Annotated in this window: 10 protein-coding genes; 3 read left to right on the top strand and 7 right to left on the bottom strand. The window is 71.2% G+C overall.

The features are described from left to right. Positions 1 to 4 precede the first annotated feature (4 nt). Positions 5 to 439 (bottom strand): hypothetical protein, encoded by a 435-nt coding sequence (locus ACF1A5_RS26970; protein ID WP_392195467.1) that lies wholly within the window; start codon positions 437 to 439, stop codon positions 5 to 7. A gap of 168 nt (positions 440 to 607) precedes the next feature. On the opposite strand from ACF1A5_RS26970, the gene ACF1A5_RS26965 reads away from it, so the two are divergent. The 3 genes from ACF1A5_RS26965 (at position 608) to ACF1A5_RS26955 (ending at position 3,881) form a co-directional block, all read left to right on the top strand. Beyond that, positions 608 to 1,129 (top strand): tetratricopeptide repeat protein, encoded by a 522-nt coding sequence (locus ACF1A5_RS26965; protein ID WP_392195466.1) that lies wholly within the window; start codon positions 608 to 610, stop codon positions 1,127 to 1,129. Between the two features lie 46 nt (positions 1,130 to 1,175). After that, a complete protein-coding gene (locus ACF1A5_RS26960) occupies positions 1,176 to 3,095 on the top strand; it encodes a hypothetical protein (RefSeq protein WP_392195465.1) in 1,920 nt (639 codons plus the stop codon). A 96-nt stretch (positions 3,096 to 3,191) separates the two neighbouring features. After that, positions 3,192 to 3,881: a TetR/AcrR family transcriptional regulator gene (locus ACF1A5_RS26955; protein ID WP_392195464.1), complete on the top strand. Its 690-nt coding sequence runs from the start codon at positions 3,192 to 3,194 to the stop codon at positions 3,879 to 3,881. A 16-nt stretch (positions 3,882 to 3,897) separates the two neighbouring features. Here the strand turns inward: ACF1A5_RS26955 and ACF1A5_RS26950 are convergent, their stop codons facing one another. From ACF1A5_RS26950 to ACF1A5_RS26925, 6 genes are all read right to left on the bottom strand, one after another. Beyond that, positions 3,898 to 4,260, bottom strand: coding sequence for a 5-carboxymethyl-2-hydroxymuconate Delta-isomerase (locus ACF1A5_RS26950; protein WP_392195463.1), 363 nt, complete (start codon positions 4,258 to 4,260; stop codon positions 3,898 to 3,900). Between the two features lie 102 nt (positions 4,261 to 4,362). Next, positions 4,363 to 9,780, bottom strand: a complete 5,418-nt coding sequence (pulA, locus tag ACF1A5_RS26945; RefSeq protein ID WP_392195462.1) for a pullulanase-type alpha-1,6-glucosidase — start codon at positions 9,778 to 9,780, stop codon at positions 4,363 to 4,365. A 215-nt stretch (positions 9,781 to 9,995) separates the two neighbouring features. Beyond that, a complete protein-coding gene (locus tag ACF1A5_RS26940; RefSeq protein ID WP_392195461.1) occupies positions 9,996 to 11,378 on the bottom strand; it encodes an alpha-amylase family protein in 1,383 nt (460 codons plus the stop codon). A gap of 283 nt (positions 11,379 to 11,661) precedes the next feature. Continuing rightward, a complete protein-coding gene (locus ACF1A5_RS26935) occupies positions 11,662 to 13,350 on the bottom strand; it encodes a glycoside hydrolase family 13 protein (protein WP_392195460.1) in 1,689 nt (562 codons plus the stop codon). Positions 13,351 to 13,522: 172 nt separating this feature from the next. Then, positions 13,523 to 14,434: a sugar ABC transporter permease gene (locus ACF1A5_RS26930; RefSeq protein WP_392195459.1), complete on the bottom strand. Its 912-nt coding sequence runs from the start codon at positions 14,432 to 14,434 to the stop codon at positions 13,523 to 13,525. Between the two features lie 13 nt (positions 14,435 to 14,447). Then, positions 14,448 to 15,455 carry a carbohydrate ABC transporter permease gene (locus tag ACF1A5_RS26925; protein ID WP_392195458.1) on the bottom strand — a complete coding sequence of 336 codons (1,008 nt, stop codon included), beginning with the start codon at positions 15,453 to 15,455 and terminating at the stop codon, positions 14,448 to 14,450. Between the last annotated feature and the right edge of the window lie 90 nt (positions 15,456 to 15,545).

Here is a 15,545-nt window from a genome sequence, read left to right as displayed (position 1 = left end):
GCGGTCAGCTCCCGTGACCGGTGCCGCTGTGGCCGGCACCGCCGTGGGCGCCGTGGTCGGTGCCCATCTCCACGTTCCCGCCGAGGGTGCCGCGCAGCGCGGTGACCACGCCGTCGTCCCCGACCGCGACCCACTTGCGGCCGACGAGGTAGTAACCGCCGTAGTCCTTGGCCTCGTTGATCCACTCCCGCTGGCCGCGGTCGGTGGAGAAGGTGGCGAGGACGAACTTGCCCTCGGAGGTGACGCAGATCGCCTGCCGGATCGTGTCGGCGTCGGTCTGCATGTCCGGCTTGCACTTGGCCTCGGCGGCCAGGCTCTCCAGGCTGCCGGTCGCCGTCGGCGGTACCTTCGCGGCAGCGTCGCCTCCGGATCCGCAGCCCGCCAGCACCAGTACCGCGGCCGCGGCGGCCCCCGCGAGCATCGGTCGGGTCACCCTCATCTGTTCCTCCGGTCGGTTCCGGCGTCCGTCACCTGCGGCACCAGGCAGAACATGCCGCACAGAGCCCCCGGCGCGGGGGCCCGCCCATCGATACGGCCGCGGCGCGCACCGCGCTCAAATCCCCCGCGACCCGAGTCACCCGAGGAACGGGTGTGCGAGAGTGTGCCGATGAACCAGGACTGGGAAGATCGTGTGGCCGCCGCCTGGGCCGGCCTTGACGCCTGCACCGAGGACGAGGGCGCCGCGTTCCGCGCGGTGATCGACGGGCTCGTCGCCGAGCTGCCCGACGACAGTCCCCTCGGCCCGTTCGAACGGGCCTGTGCCTTCGACTCGACCGGCCACTCGGACCGGGCGGTGCCGCTCTACCGGGAGGCGCTGGCGCGCGGGCTCGACGGCTACCGGGGCCGGCGGGCCCGGATCCAACTGGCCAGCTCACTGCGGAACATCGGCCGGGCCGACGAGGGCGTCGCGCTGCTCACCCCCGAACTGGACGGCCCCTCGGACGAGTTGGACGACGCCGTACGGGCCTGCCTGGCCCTGTGCCTGTCCGGTGTCGGACGCGACCGCGAGGGCCTGGCCCTCGTCCTCGGCGCCCTCGCACCCCATCTCCCCCGCTACCAGCGCTCGATGGCGAACTACGCCCGGATGCTGGTGGACCCCGTCCCGCCGGGCGGCGCCTCCACTCGCTGAGCGTGGACAGCGGTGACCATCCGACGATTCGCTCGTTCTGCTGAACGTGCAGTCACAGGATGTCGCCCCGCGTCACTCGTCCGCCTCCTCCGGCCCGGCCGTCGACGTCGAGCAGGCCGAGGCCGCGCTCGTCGAGCACTACCCGCGGCTGGTCCGGCTCGCCTATCTGGTGCTGCCGCCCGGCCTCGGCCGGAACCGGCGCGTCCTGACCGCGCACGCCCTCACCCAGCGCGCGTTGCCGCGCGGCCGGTCCTCGGGGTCCGTGATCCCGGCCCAGTCGGCGGCCCGGGACACCGACCCGGGCTACGCCTTCGTCCGCCTGCGGGTGGTCCGTTCGGCGCTGGAGGCGGCGCTGCCGCTGAGGCGGAGGGTGTGGCCGAAGCGCGCCCAGCTGCCGCCGCTGCTGCCCCAGGTGTGGGGCCTGCGGCTGTTCCCGCGCTCGGGCGGAGCCGACGAACTCGCCCTGGACCAGCGGCTGGCGTCCCTGTCCGCCCCGGCCCGCGCCGCCTATGTGCTGCGCGGGCTGGAGCGGCTGCCGGACGGGGCGGTACGTGAGCTGCTGACGGCCGCGGGTGTGTCCGACGCCGCCGGTGCACTGCGCCAGGCCGAACGGGTCCCCGCGCAGTACCCGCTGCTCGACTCCCCCGAGTTCGACGCCTGTTCCCTGCAGGCCCGGCCCACCGACCTGGTGCGGCGCCGGCAGCACACCCGGGCCGCCCTCGCCGCGGCCGCGGCGCTCGCGGTGTGCGGCGCGCTGGTCGCGCTGCCCGGCGACGGCTGGGGCCCCGACGGCGCCGCCGCCCCGGCCTACGCGCGCAACCCGTCCGCGGAGGCGGCCCTCGACCCGGCCAGGCTGACCAGGATCGCCCCCACGGCGTGGCGGACCTCCGCGCGCACCGACTTCTCCGTGTGGCCCGCGCGCGGCGACCGCTCCGGCGACACGGGGCTGCTGCGCCGCGCGCTCGCCGTGTGGGCCCGCCCCGGTGAGGGGGTGCGCGTCTCGGCCACTCCCGGCACCCCCTCGGGCGGCCCCGCCGGACCCCCGCAGCTGCTGTACGCGGGGGACGTGGACGCCGCGCGCGTGGTGATCCTCTACGACGGCCTGCGCATCGTCCGCTACGCCGAGCCGAAGGAGTCCACCGCCGGGGCCGCGCTGGACTTCGCCCGGGTCGACGGCGCCACCGGCGCGGAGGCCGCCGCGGTGGTCCTCGGCCGCGCCGACGGCAACGTCCGCTACCTGACCGCGCCCTGGGTGAGGAAGGCGGCCGGGCGGGACCTGCTGAAGCCCGCCGTGCCCGCCACCCCCCTCGCTCTGACGAACGGCGTCACCGCCCCGCTGGCCGGGCCCGGCCGGCAGACGGGTGCCTGCACCTCCTGGCCCGCGCTCCAGCTGACCGACGGCTCCGGTACGCATCTGCTGAGCGACCTCGGCGAGCTGGTCCCGGCCCGTCTCACCACGGGCCGCCCCGGCACCCCGCACGAGGTGTCCGGTCCGGCGGGACGGTACGCCTGGGCGCCCTTCGCCTGCTCCCTGGGTGCCGTCCGCGCGCAGGGCGTGCGCACGGTGAACGCGTGGCAGTACGCCGCGCAGCCGCTGCCCGACGCGAGCGGCTCGGCCACCTGGGTGTGCACCCGTGCCGAGACCTGGCGCGGCGACGGGACCCGGACGCTGGCCCAGTTCCGCACCCCGGGCGGGGCGTACGGGGCGGTCGTGGCGAAGGCGGAGGACGTGCCGGCGTGCGGCGCCCGTGACCCGCAGGTGCTGGCCGGGGTGCTGTGGAAGTCGGCGGCGGGCACCTGGTACCTGCTCGCGGCGGGCGGCGCGGACACCGCGTCGATCAGCACGACCGGCGGGGTCCGCGCGGCCTCGCAGGGCAACCTGCTCGCCGTACGCACCCGGCAGGGCACGCAGGCGGGTCTGCGGGGGACGCTGGAGGACGGCAGGACGGTGGGCGCCCTGCGCTGACGAAGCCCCCGCTCCCCCGGCATGTGACGGAGGCACGTGAACATCGCGTTCGGGTTCGGTCGGTTCGAGGCCGGATTCGATCGGTAAGGTGTTCGCATGACTACCGGGGTTCGCCGCAGAATGGGAGTGGAGGAGCGGCGGCAGCAGTTGATCGGCGTCGCCCTCGAACTGTTCAGCCGCCGCTCGCCCGATGACGTCTCCATCGACGAGATAGCGGCCGCCGCGGGCATCTCGCGTCCGCTCGTCTACCACTACTTCCCCGGCAAACTCAGCCTGTACGAGGCCGCGTTGAAGCGCGCCTCGGAGGATCTGGCGGGCCGGTTCGTGGAACCGCGCGAGGGTCCGCTCGGGGCCCGGCTGCTGCGCGTGATGCGCCGGTTCTTCGACTTCGTGGACGAGCACGGGCCCGGTTTCGCGGCCCTGATGCGTGGCGGGCCGGCGGTCGGCTCGTCGACGACGAACGCGCTCATCGACTCCGTGCGCCAGGCCGCCTATGACCAGATCCTTTCGCATCTGGACGTCACCGACCCGTCGGCACGGCTGGAACTGGTCGTTCGCTCGTGGATCTCACTGGCCGAGTCGACCGCGCTGATCTGGCTGGACGGACGGCGCATCCCGCGGGCCGAGCTGGAGGCGCAGCTGGTGCACGACTTCGGCGCGCTCGCGGCGGTCAGCGCCGCCTACGACGAGGAGATGGGCGCGGTGGTGCGCCGGATGCTCGCGGACGAGCCGGCCGACGGCCCGTTCGGCGATCTGGTCACCCGGCTGATCGCGCTCGCGTCCTGACGGCCCGGCCCTCGCCTCAGCCCTCGCTCTCGGACTTCCGGTAGGACGGCTCGAGGTCGCGCACCTCGGCGGAGGCGTGCAGCGCCGTCCCGGCAGCGGGCTTCAGGTACTGGCGCAGCAGCTCCAGCGTGGTCTCGGCGAGCCGGGCCTTGGTCTCCTCCGTACGCCCGGCCAGCAGTCCGATGCCGACGTGCACGACGGCGTGCCCCTCGTGGTCGAAGCCGACCACGGTGTCCTCGGTGGGGCGGAACTGCGTCTTGCAGGCCGGCGGCCGGGCGGCCGCGATCTCGACCGTGGCGGCGTGCAGCGCCCGCGCGAACCCGGGCCGGTCGAAGGCGTCGGCGAGTCCGCCGGAGTAGTCGACGGTGATCTGCGGCATGGGAACTCCCGTTGTGTCTCTACGGCGTCGCGCTCACCCTAACCGGGGCAGCGGAAAGGGGGCGGTCCCGAAAGGTCCGCCCCCTCACCTGCCGGTCTGCCGTCAGGCGGTCCGGGTGAACACAGCGACCGTGCGCGCGGGCACGGTGAAGGTGCCGGAGCCCTTGGCGTAGGCCGCGGACTTCACGGTGGTGTCCGCGCCCGACGCCTGCACCGGGTGCAGGCGGTAGCCCGTCCCGGCCAGGGACGCGACGTGCTGCTCCTGCGTGGTGGGCGTCGCGTTGAACACGACGACCAGGTCACCGAGGCGCATGGTGATCACGCCGGGCGTCTCGTCCTTGCCGGACAGCGGGAAGGACAGCCGGGACTGCACCTGCGTGGCCGTGGCGAGGGAGAACGCCTTCTCCGTCGTACGGATCCGGAGCAGGTCCCGGTAGGCGGCCGAGGCGGCGTCGATCTGCGGGCAGCCCACCTTGACCGAACCCAGCAGCGGCTTGGCGTACGGCCACTTGGACTGGTTGTCGGCCGCCATGGGCAGACCGCGGCCGAAGCCGTTGCCGTCCGCGCAGTTCCAGTGGATGGCGTTGAACCAGTCGCCGCTGTCGAAGGAGTTGCGGTCCAGGGACTTGGAGCGCAGCAGGTCGGTGCCGGCCTGGGAGAGCGCCGGGCCCTGCGAGAGGGCCGCCGTGGCCATCGCCAGGACCTGCATCCGGGACCGGTCCGACGCCGGGGTGTCCTTCGGCAGCTTGTAGGTGAGCGCGTCGAACAGCGACTCGTTGTCGTGCGCGTCGACGTAGGCGAGGGCGTCGCCGGGGGCGTCCGCGTACCCCGCGGGCGCGCCGTTGTAGTCGACCTCCGCGCCGGTGACCTCCTTGCCGCCGGTGTCGGTGAAGCGGTACGCGGCCAGGTTGCCGCTCAGGCCCACCTTGATGAGGTCCTGGTAGTGCAGCAGGCGGGCCTTCTGCTCGTCCCTGGTGCCGTTGGCGGTGGAGGAGTTGGGGTCGGTGTAGAGCCCCGAGGCGAAGCCCTGGATCCCCGGGTCGGAGTCGAAGGGGCCGCCGCCGCGCACCGCGTCACGGCCCCGGTCGGAGAAGGTGGCGATGCCGGTGCCGGCCATGTTCTTCTGCGTGGCCTGCACGAAGCGGGCGTCGTCGGCGACCTCGCCGAAGTTCCAGCCCTCGCCGTAGAGGATGATCTTCTTGCCGTCGACGCCGTCCTTCTCCGGGGTCAGCGCGTCGAGCGCCCTGCGCACGGCGAGGATGTTGGCCTTCGGGTGGTGGCCCATGAGGTCGAAGCGGAAGCCGTCGACCTTGTACTCCTTGGCCCAGGTGACGATCGAGTCGACCACCAGCTTGCCCATCATCGCGTTCTCGGGCGCGGTGTTGGCGCAGCAGGTGCTGTTGGCCACGGAGCCGTCGGCGAGCAGCCGCTGGTAGTAGCCGGGCACGATCCGGTCGAGCACGGAGGTGTCCGCCTGCCCGGCGGCCGCGGTGTGGTTGTAGACCACGTCCATGACGACCCGCAGGCCGTCCTGGTTCAGCGACTTGACCATGCGGCGGAACTGGACCGTACGCGCCGTGCCGTCCGGGTCGGTGGCGTAGGAGCCCTCCGGGACCGTGTAGTGGTACGGGTCGTAGCCCCAGTTGTAGGCGTCCTTCGCGGCGATCTTCGCCACGCACTCCTGCTGCTTGTCGGAGTCCGCCGGGTAGGAGGCGAGGTCGCAGTCGGTGGTCGCCTGGTCGGCCTTCCGCTCCGGGATGGTGGCGATGTCGAAGGCCGGCAGCAGGTGCACGTAGGAGGTGCCGGCCTTGGCCAGCGCCCGCAGGTGCTTCGAGCCGTCGCTGTTCTTGTCGGTGAAGGCCAGGTAGCTGCCCTTGTCCTTGGCCGGGACGGTCTTGTCCGCGATCGAGAAGTCGCGGATGTGCAGCTCCTGGATCTGCGCGTCGCGCAGCGGTACGGCCTTGGGCTTGGCCAGGGAGGACCAGCCGCTCGGGGCGAGTGCGCGGTCGTCCAGGTCGACGACGAGACTGCGCTCGGAGTTCGCGGTGAGGGCGACCGAGTAGGGGTCGGTGACCTTGTTGGTGACCACCTTGCGCACGGTCGGCGCCCAGACCTTCACGACGTAGCGGTAGGGCTTGCCCTTCCAGGACGCGGGGCCCGTCACGGACCACACGCCGGTGGTGCCGTCGCGGCGCATGGGCACGGTGGAGCCGCCGAGCTCCAGGGCGACGCCCTGGGCGGTCGGCGCCCACACGGACAGCGTGGGCCGTCCGTGGTGGAACACCGGGCCGAGCTTCGCCTTCGCCGCCGCGCCGCCGTACACGTCGTCGAGGACGCCGGCGAGCTGGACGCCGGTCGCGGCGAGCACCGCGCCGTTGGCGGCCCGCTGGGAGGCGACGAGCTGGCCGCGCAGGGCGGCGCGGACCCGGTCGCGGTCGCGCGGGTCGATGGACCAGGCGGTGTAGTTCTTCAGGTGCGGGAACTTCGCCTTCTGGGCGTCGGTGAGGCTGGTCTTCACCAGCCGCAGCCAGCGCTCGTCGTCGCTGGTCAGTGCCCCGTCCTTGACGGTGATCGAGCCGTCGTGGGAGGAGAGCAGCTGGGTGGAGGCGGCGCCCTCGACGCCGTTCCAGGCGATCGTGTCGCGGTCGATCCAGATCGCCTTGGACGTGCCGAGGTCCAGGGCGGCGGCGCTGCCCGTGGGCTGCGGCAGCAGGTACTTCTCCTGGCCGCTCACCTGCCACACCTCGTAGCCGTTGGCCTTGAGGTCGAGGGACTGGTCGGCGGGCAGGTCCTTCTGGTCGCCCTTGTGGACGATGTAGCTGAGGCTGGTGGCACCGTCGCTGAGCGGCACCTCGAAGACCGCGCCATAGGCGTCAGTCTTCACCGGCTTCAGGGGGTTCGACCAGTCGGTGGGGTTCGCGGCGCCGGTCCAGACGTGCAGTCCCCAGCCGTCGTAGTCCCCGTCGGCCCGGTGGTAGTGGATGACCGCCTTGGTCCGGTCCTGCGCCGGGTAGTCGGGGCGCTGGGTCTGGACGGTGTCCTTGCCCTGCTCGATCCAGACCTCACCCGTCTTGGTGACGTCGATGGACCGGTCGGCGGAGACGTCCTTGTTGCCGTCCTTGTCGATCACGAGGAAGCCGACGTTGGAGGCGCCGGGCTTCAGCTTGACGTAGGCGAAGGCGCCGTAGGCGTCGCGGCCGATGAAGGGGTGGCTGGCGGGCCAGGTGGTCGACTCGCCGTCGGCGAGGTCGCCCCAGGCGTACAGGCCCCAGTTCGCGTAGTCGCCGTCGGTGCGCTTGTAGTGGACGACCGCGTACTCGCGGGAGCTCGCCGTGGGGACCTCGGGGGCCGGCGGGGTGCCGGTGGTGGAGGCGGCCATGGCGCTCGCCGTGCGGCCGGCCGAGTCGATCACGACGGCCTTGTAGCGCAGGGCGGTCCCGGCCGGGATGTTCCTGCCGAGGGTCTGGGTGACCTTGTAGGGGGCGTGGTCGGCGGAGCCGAGCACCTGCCACGGGCCGTCGCCGACCTGCGCGGCGAAGACCACCCGGTTCAGCCGGCCGCCGGAGACGTCGGCGCTCGGCTCCACGGTGCCGGTGGCGCCCGCGGGCGGGGCCGTGAGGGTGAGGGTGGGCTTGCTCGCGGGTGCCTGGGGGCGGCCGGCGGCCTTGAGGACGACGGCGGAGCCCGCCGGGACGGTGAGGGTGACCTTGCGGTCGGCGCCGGAGGTCACGGCGGCCTTGGTGCCGTAGATCCCCGTGTAGGCCATGTCCGCCGAGCCGGCCGCGAAGGTCGCGGTCTTCGCCTCGCCGGCGTTGTTGAACGCGACGAGGTACTCGGTGCGGTCGGCGCCGGTGCTGGTGCGGGAGAAGGCGTAGACGCCCGCGCCGTCCGCCGCGTACCGCTCGGTCTGGACGCCGTCCGTCAGCGCCGGGTTGGCCCTGCGGAGCTGGGCCAGCCGGGCGATCTGCCGGTACAGGGGCGCCTTCGTGTCGTAGGCGTCACTGGCGTGGGTGCGGTCGGTGCCGATCTCGTCGTCGTCGAGGTAGTCGGCGACCTTGGAGGCGAACATGGTCTGGCGGGCGTCCTTGTCGCCGCCCGAGCCGGTGAAGCCCTGTTCGTCGCCGTAGTAGACGACCGGGTTGCCGCGGCTGAGGAACATCAGCTCGTTGGCGAGCTTGTCCTTGGCCAGGAGTTCGGCGTCGGTCGCCTTCGGGTTGTCCTGCTTGAGGAAGTACCCGATGCGGCCCATGTCGTGGTTGCCGAGGAAGGTGACCTGTTCGTAGGCGTTGGCCTTGTCGGTCGTGTACTTGTAGTCGTCGCCGAAGACTCCGGCCAGCTTGCCGGCGCTGCCGCCCTGGGAGGCGTAGGTGCGGGCCGCGTCCTGGAAGGGGAAGTCGAGGGTGGCGTCGAGCCGGCCCCGGGTGACGTACGGGGAGGTGACCGAGGTGTCGGCCGAGTAGACCTCGCCGAACATGAAGAAGTTCCTACGGCCGTGCTCGGCGGCGTACTTGTCGAGCGCCGTCGCCCACTGGGTCCAGAACTCCATGTTCACGTGCTTGACGGTGTCGATGCGGAAGCCGTCGACGCCGAAGTCCTTCACCCAGCGCTGGTAGATCTTCTCCATGCCGCTGACGACCTCGGGACGCTCGGTCCACAGGTCGTCGAGGCCGGAGAAGTCGCCGTAGGTGGCGTTCTCCCCGGCGTAGGTGGAGTCGCCGCGGTTGTGGTACATCGCCGGGTCGTTGAGCCAGGACGGGACCTTGACGTCCTTCCTGTCCGCCGGGACGACCGGGGTGTACGGGAAGGAGGAGGTGCCGACCGCGGGGAACCGCCTGGTCCCGTCGGCGTAGTCGGCGTCGTCGAAGGGCCGGCCGTCCTTGGTCAGGTACGGGAAGGCGCCCTTGGAGAGGTACTCGTGGGACTGGCCCTCGTAGTCCACGACGTCGGCGGTGTGGTTGGTGATGACGTCGAAGAAGACCTTCATGCCCTTGGCGTGCGCCTTGGAGATGAGGGCCGAGAGGTCGGCGTTGGTGCCGAAGTGCGGGTCGACCTTGGTGAAGTCGGTGATCCAGTAGCCGTGGTAGCCGGCCGAGGCGTCCTTGCCGGTGCCCTGCACGGGCTGGTTCTTGAAGATCGGCGCCATCCAGATGGCGGTGGTGCCGAGGTTCTTGATGTAGTCGAGCCGCTTGGTCAGGCCCTTGAGGTCGCCGCCCTGGTAGAACCCCTTGTCGGTGGGGTCGTAGCCGGTGCTCGTGCGGGAACCGGTCAGACCGCCGCGGTCGTTCGCGGTGTCACCGTTGGCGAAACGGTCCGGCATGACGAAGTAGAACTGCTCGCGCGTGTCGTCGTGCCGGGCCGGCGCGGCGGCGAGCCGCGCGTCCGACGGTGGCGCGGGCGGGGTGGCGGCCCGGGCGGCGACGGGCTGGACGAGGGCGGCGGCGAGCGAGGCGGCGGTGAGGACCGCGGCTCTTCTCCGGTGCGGGGTACGGCGCGAGCGGGGCGCCGGCCATCTCGGTATCACAGGCGTGAACTCCTTGCGATTACGGCTCAGGTGGGTCCGACTCCTGCGCGGCCGAAGGCCGCGTCGCCGGGCGCCCGCGTGACCGTACCGCCGACGAAAGGTTTACAGCAAGAGGCTTGAAAGCGACGGCAAGAACTTTCACAACCGGGCCCCGGCGCCCGCGCGGACAAGGGTGATGTCCTGCGCCGACGCCGGGGTCCGGGGGTCCGGGTGCGTCAGCAGCCGGACTTTCCGGCGTAGATCGCGAGCGCCGTGTTGGCGCCCAGCGTGGCCGTGAACTGCCCACTGGAGTTCACGCTGACGCTGGTGTTGTTCTGCACGTTGCAGTACGTGCCCGCCGGCAGGGACGTCTGGTAGGTCCGGGTCAGCGAGCCGGTCTCGTGGTTGATGGCCACGAAGCCCGTGGAACCGCGGCCGAACGCGATCGCGTTGTTCCCGTTGTCCCACCAGTTGGTGACCGACTGGCCTCGGGTGGCGTTGCGGAAGGCGACCATGGACTTGATCTCGGGCCAGGCGTGCTGGCACTTCCAGCCGTCCTGCCAGCAGGCGTTCACCGTGCCGCCGTTGGGCGGGCCCGCGTCCGCGTCGGTCCACTCGTAGCCGGAGTTGATGTCCGGGGCGCCGTAGGGCCAGGCGAGCATGAAGACGTTCGCCAGGGTGTAGTTGGCGCCGTCCTTGTAGTTGAGCGTGGAGCCGTTGCGCTCGGTGTCGTGGTTGTCGACGAAGACGCCGGCCACCGAGCTGCTCATGTAGCCCCAGCCCTCGCCGAAGTTGTTCAGGTAGGCGAGCTTCTCGCTGTTGAACACCCGCTTGAGGTCATAGGCGTAACGGAACTCCTGGACGTCGCCGTTGCCGGTGTACTCGGTCGGCTGGACAGCCTCGTTCGCCCCGTAGATGACCTCCTGCTTCCAGTAGGCGTTCGGGTTGGTCAGGCGGGACTTGATGTTGGCGAGGTCGGCCGCGTCGATGTGCTTGGCCGCGTCGATCCGGAAGCCGTCGACGCCGAGGGTGAGCAGGTCGTTCATGTAGCCGGCGATGGTCTTGCGGACGTACTCCTCGCCGGTGTCGAGGTCGGCGAGGCCCACCAGTTCGCAGTGCTGGACGTTCCAGCGGTCCTGGTAGTTGCCGACCTGGGCGGTGCAGTCGTCGAAGTCGTAGACGGAGTAGAGGCCGGGGTAGCCGTACTTGGAGTACGAGGAGCCGCCGGTGCCGGTGCCGCTGCCCGCCGACATGTGGTTGATCACGGTGTCGACGACGACCTTCACGCCGGCCGCGTGGCAGGTGCCGACCATGTTCTGGAAGGCCGCGCGGTCGCCGAGCCGGCCGGCGATCTTGTAGCTCACGGGCTGGTACGAGGTCCACCACTGCGAGCCCTGTATGTGCTCGGCGGGCGGGGAGACCTGGACGTAGCCGTAACCCGCCGGCCCCAGGGTGCTGGTGCACTCCTTGGCGACGGAGGCGTACTTCCACTCGAAGAGAACTGCGGTGACGTCCTTGGTGCCGGGCGGGGAGGCCTGGGCGGTCCCGGCCGGGACGGCGAGTGCGACCGCCGCCGCCGCCGCGAGGGCGAGGGCGCCGGAGAGCGTTCTGCGGGCCATGTGGGGGTCCTTCTCCGTTGAAGGATCTGCTGCCGGGGCCCTGGGGAGGCTCCCGGGATCCCTTTGAAGGGAATTGCTGCAAGCTTTCAATCACTTGCAGTGAGCAGACCGTACGAGCCCCGACCTCGACGGTCAACCCCCTGGACATGCTCCTGTCACATAAGCGAAATAGAGGCGGTTTGCCGCGCGTTGGCGTGCGCGGACGCCTCCGGTACGCGCAGCGGGGCCCGTCGTCCGGTGCGGACGACGGGCCCCTGAAAGAACGCGAAAGACTTGCGACGGATCAGCCGGTGGTCCACCACACCGTGGTGTCGGCGGGCACCGTGGTCGCGCCCTCGCCCTCCGCCACCTCACCGCTCGAGAGCAGGAGCCGGCCGTACGCCGGGACGGTCACCGGCCGGTCGGTGGTGTTCGCCACGCAGACGAACTCACCGCGGCGCAGGGCGAGAACGCCCTCGGGCGCCCGCAGCCACTCCACCGAGTCGCCCGCGCCCAGGTCGGTGTGGGCCCGGCGGAAGGCGAGCGCGGAGCGGTACAGCTCCAGGGTCGAGCCGGGCACGCCCGCTTGCGCCTCCACGCTCAGCTCGCCCCAGGTACCCGGCTGCGGGAGCCAGCTGCCGCCGGCGCCGAAGCCGTAGGAGGAGCCGTCCCGCGTCCACGGGATCGGCACCCGGCAGCCGTCGCGGAAGCCGTCCTGGCCCTCGCCCCGGAAGTACGCCGGGTCCTGGCGCACCTCGTCCGGCAGGTCGACCACGTCCGGCAGGCCGAGCTCCTCGCCCTGGTAGACGTAGGCCGATCCGGGCAGCGCCAGCATCAGCAGCGTGGCCGCGCGGGCCCGGCGCAGGCCGAGCTCCCGGTCGCCGGCGGTGCGGATCTGAGTGCCGAGGCCGGGCGGGTTGGCGAAGCGGGTGGCGTGCCGGGTCACGTCGTGGTTGGACAGCACCCAGGTGGCGGGGGCGCCGACCGGGCGCATCGACTCCAGGGTGCGGTCGATGACCTCGCGCAGCTCGGTCGCGTCCCAGGCGGTGCCCAGGTACTGGAAGTTGAAGGCCTGGTGCAGCTCGTCCGGGCGGACGTACAGGGCGGTGCGCTCGACGGTCGGCGTCCACGCCTCGGCGACGAAGATGCGCTCGCCCGCGTACTCGTCGAGGACCTTGCGCCACTGCCGGTACACGGCGTGCACGCCGTCCTGGTCGAAGAACGGCATGACATCGTTGCCCAGCAGCTTCAGCTGGTCGTGGGAGCCCAGGTCCGGCAGACCGTCCGCCTTGACCAGGCCGTGGGCCACGTCGATGCGGAAGCCGTCCACGCCCATGTCCAGCCAGAAGCGCAGGATGGAGCGGAACTCGTCACCGACCGCCGGGTGCTCCCAGTTGAAGTCGGGCTGCTCCGGGGCGAAGAGGTGCAGGTACCACTCGCCCGGGGTGCCGTCCGGCTCGGTGACCCGGGTCCAGGACGGGCCGCCGAAGATGGACTCCCAGTCGTTGGGCGGGAGTTCGCCGTTCTTCCCCTTGCCGGGGCGGAAGTGGTAGCGCTCACGCAGCGGCGAGCCCGGGCCCTCGGCGACCGCGCGCCGGAACCACTCGTGCTGGTCGGAGGAGTGGTTGGGCACCAGGTCGACGATGACGCGCAGGCCCAGCTCGTGGGCGTCGCGGATCAGGGCGTCGGCGTCCAGGAGGTTGCCGAACATCGGGTCGACGGCGCGGTAGTCGGCGACGTCGTAGCCGGCGTCGGCCTGCGGCGAGGCGTAGAAGGGGCTGAGCCACACGGCGTCGACGCCGAGGTCGCGCAGGTACGGCAGGCGGGAGCGTACGCCCTCCAGGTCACCCATGCCGTCGCCGTTGCTGTCGGCGAAGCTGCGCGGGTAGACCTGGTAGATCACCGCGTCCCGCCACCAGTCGCGTCGCGTGGCGACAGTGGCGACGGCCGCTTCGGAGGTGGGGGTTCCGGCCGAGGAGTGCTGCTGGCTCATGGCGTCCTTGATGCGATGAGGGTCCCCCCTCCCGGGCGGGGCCGGGCGTGGGGGAGTCGGGTCTGGGGGCGTGGGCGGAAGGGATGAGGCGGCCGCGGTGTGAGCGGGGGCGTTGAGGCACCGCGGCCGCCGCCCGCGCGGGTCAGGCGCGCGGGAGCCTTCTCGGCTGGGGTCAGCCCTTGGTGCCGCCCGCTGTGAGGCCGGTGACGAGGTTCTTCTGCACGAGGTAGAAGAACGCGGAGACCGGTATCGCGATCAGCACCGCGGTGGCGGCCATCAGGTTGCGCTGGGCGTCGTGCTCACTGATGAAGCTCTGGAGGCCGACGGCGAGCGTGTACTTCTGGTCGTCCAGCATGAACGTCGTGGCGAAGGCGACCTCGCCGAACGCGGTGATGAAGCTGTAGAAGGCGGCGACGGCCAGGCCCGGCTTGGCGAGCGGCAGGATCAGCCGTGCGAACGTGCCGAAGGGCGTCAGCCCGTCGACGCGGCCGGCCTCGTCGATCTCGAACGGGATGGTGTCGAAGTAGCCCTTGAGCAGCCAGGCGCAGTACGGCACCGCGGTCGTGCAGTACACGAGGACGAGACCGAAGTAGCTGTCGACGAGCTGCAGGTCGGCGAGGATCTGGTACATCGGCACCATGAGCACGGCCACCGGGAACATCTGGGTGACCAGGAGCACCCACATGAACTTCCGGTAGCCCGGGAAGCGCATGCGGGAGACCGCGTACCCGGTGGTCGCGGCGACCATGACGCCGAGGACCGTGGTACCGAGCGAGACGATCAGCGAACTCTTCAGCCACTCGAAGAAGTTCGTGTGCTGCAGGACGAACGTGTAGTTGTCGAGCGTCATCTTGTCCCAGATGCCGCCGGGGTGCAGGTAGTCGTCCTTGTCCGGGCCGAGGGACAGGTACACCAGCCAGGCGACCGGGAACAGCGCGACGAGGCTGCCGGTGATCAGGATGCCGTGGGAGGCGAGGGAGGCGGCGAGACCGCGCTGCTCGCGTCCGCGTCCCCTCCGCGGCCGCGGAGCCGCGGAGTCCTGCTCGCTGACCGCGGCGGAGGTCTCGACTGTGGTCGTACTCATGGGAACTCCTGCCTCAGATCGCGAGCTGCTGCTCATTGCGGTTCAGCCAGCGGCGGTAGAACGAGGTGAAGACGATCAGAATGGCCAGCAGCAGGATGCCGTAGGCGGCCGACTGGGCGAAGTCACGCGGTTGCTGTCCGAAGCCCAGGTAGTAGGCCCATGTGACGAGGATCTGGGCGTCGGGGGCGCCGTTGGGTCCGAACAGCAGGAAGATGACGGCGAACTGGTTGAAGGTCCAGATGATGCCGAGCAGGACGACGGTGGAGCTGACCGACCGCAGGCCCGGGAGGGTGACGAAGCGGAACCGCTGCCAGGCGTTCGCGCCGTCCATCTCCGCGGCCTCGTAGAGCGAGGCGTCGATGGACTGCAGGCCGCCGAGGAGCGAGACCATCATGAACGGCACACCGCACCAGGTGTTGACCATGATCGCCGCGAACCGCTGCCAGAAGGTGTCCTCCAGCCACAGCGGTGTGGGCAGGTGCAGCGTGTCGAGGGCGGCGTTGATGACGCCGCCGTCGGCGAGCATGAAGCGCCAGCCGAAGACGGTGACGAAGGTGGGCACGGCCCACGGCAGGATCAGCATCAGCCGGTAGAAGGTGCGGCCGCGCAGCTTCTGGTTGAGCAGCAGGGCGAGGCCCAGACCGATGGCGTAGTGCAGGGCGACGCACAGGGCCGTCCACACGATCGTCCAGATGAAGTGCGACCAGAAGCGGTCGTACGACGTCGCGCCGAACAGGATGTCCTTGTAGTTGTCGAGCCCGATGAACTTGTAGGTGGCGTCGATGTGGTTGACGCCGATCGTGCGGGCCGTGTTGAGGCTGTTGGCGTCCGTGAGCGTGAGGTACAGGCCGTACACCAGCGGGTACAGCACGAGGACGCCCAGGACGATCGCCACCGGGGCGATCATCGCGTACGCGTACCAGTACTTCTGGTAGCTGTGCTTCAGGCGCCGGCCCAGCCCGGGCCGTGGCGCGCGGTCACCGCGGCGCTTGCCGGTGGCGCGGTCGATGGCGACTGTCATGTTCGACACCTTCTGGAATTTCTGCGGCTTCGGGAAGTGGCTGGGCACAGGCGGGTGGCCGCCGGATCCGCTCCCCCCCTCGGAGGACGG

The sequence above is a fragment of the Streptomyces sp. NPDC014864 genome (genome assembly GCF_043081525.1).
Lineage (GTDB): Bacteria > Actinomycetota > Actinomycetes > Streptomycetales > Streptomycetaceae > Streptomyces.
Note: the sequence above shows the minus strand (reverse complement) of the source record. Positions and strands in the feature narration are given on the sequence as shown.

Coding starts and splice junctions, on each gene's coding strand:
- ACF1A5_RS26955 (WP_392195464.1), top strand. CDS start 3,192: ATGACTACCGGGGTTCGCCGCAGAATGGGAGTGGAGGAGCGGCGGCAG.
- ACF1A5_RS26925 (WP_392195458.1), bottom strand. CDS start 15,455: ATGACAGTCGCCATCGACCGCGCCACCGGCAAGCGCCGCGGTGACCGC.
- ACF1A5_RS26935 (WP_392195460.1), bottom strand. CDS start 13,350: ATGAGCCAGCAGCACTCCTCGGCCGGAACCCCCACCTCCGAAGCGGCC.
- ACF1A5_RS26940 (WP_392195461.1), bottom strand. CDS start 11,378: ATGGCCCGCAGAACGCTCTCCGGCGCCCTCGCCCTCGCGGCGGCGGCG.
- ACF1A5_RS26930 (WP_392195459.1), bottom strand. CDS start 14,434: ATGAGTACGACCACAGTCGAGACCTCCGCCGCGGTCAGCGAGCAGGAC.
- ACF1A5_RS26965 (WP_392195466.1), top strand. CDS start 608: ATGAACCAGGACTGGGAAGATCGTGTGGCCGCCGCCTGGGCCGGCCTT.
- ACF1A5_RS26950 (WP_392195463.1), bottom strand. CDS start 4,260: ATGCCGCAGATCACCGTCGACTACTCCGGCGGACTCGCCGACGCCTTC.
- ACF1A5_RS26970 (WP_392195467.1), bottom strand. CDS start 439: ATGAGGGTGACCCGACCGATGCTCGCGGGGGCCGCCGCGGCCGCGGTA.